Below are 420 nucleotides of genomic sequence, written 5' to 3' on the forward strand. Positions count from 1 at the left end.
TATTTTATAAATTATAATTTACATAATAATATTATTTCTTATATATATAAATGGAATCTTAGGGGGAACGTAAATGCTTAGTACATATGAAATAAATATGACCACGAATGAGGTAAAAAAGTACTTAGATATTAGTCACTTCACATTTAATAATTTAATGAAACAGGGACAACTAAATCCAATTAATAAGGATACATGGCGTTTAGATGGAAGTTTTTTATTTAACAGGGAAGAGGTAGAGAAATTAAAAGGAGAACTTGAGGTAGAAGGAATTACTTTATATCAAGCAAGCAAAGCGTATCATATCAGTATGTATCAACTCGAAAAATGGATAGAAGAGGGAGAGTTAGCTTGTACTATACAGGAGCATCGTAATCGTAAAACAAAATTTGTAAAAGAAGATGACATCCGTGAATTAGT

General features: G+C 29.0%; 1 pseudogene. It reads left to right on the plus strand.

What is annotated here, in order from left to right:
* Positions 1 to 73: 73 nt before the first annotated feature.
* A pseudogene (locus tag BPMYX0001_RS25260) lies at positions 74 to 420 on the plus strand (DNA-binding protein); the annotation flags it as partial.

Origin of the sequence: Bacillus pseudomycoides DSM 12442 (assembly GCF_000161455.1) — a bacterium.
In the GTDB taxonomy this organism is placed as follows: domain Bacteria; phylum Bacillota; class Bacilli; order Bacillales; family Bacillaceae_G; genus Bacillus_A; species Bacillus_A pseudomycoides.